Origin of the sequence: Tropicimonas sp. IMCC6043 (assembly GCF_004146235.1) — a bacterium.
Classification (GTDB): Bacteria; Pseudomonadota; Alphaproteobacteria; order Rhodobacterales; family Rhodobacteraceae; genus Tropicimonas.
Genome location: NZ_SELO01000226.1, coordinates 1 through 259 on the forward strand (window position 1 = coordinate 1; position 259 = coordinate 259).

Genomic DNA, 259 nt, shown 5'->3' on the forward strand with positions numbered 1-259 from the left:
TGTGGGTGCCGTGGTTGAAGTGCGGGAGCTTCTCCATGAAGGCAGAGCCGTTGACGAAGGGCCACTCCAAGGAGGCGTGGTAGTCCGGTCGCCCTTGGCTGCGGCTGTAGGAGAGGTGGTCCGCCCGTACGTTCAGGTCGGAGCGGATCAGGTCGCCGGGTTTCACGTCAGCCGGCAGGATCTGGCCGAGGCAGGTCCATGGGCGGACCGGCCCCCAGCCGGGTTTCTTGGTCATAGTGGTGTCCTTTCGGGTGGTGGA

The 259-nt window shown here is 65.3% G+C and carries 1 protein-coding gene; it reads right to left on the reverse strand.

The window, feature by feature from the left end:
- Window positions 1–235: hypothetical protein (locus EU800_RS26470; protein ID WP_129636392.1), on the reverse strand; the 235-nt coding region annotated here is incomplete at its 3' end.
- Window positions 236–259 lie beyond the last annotated feature (24 nt).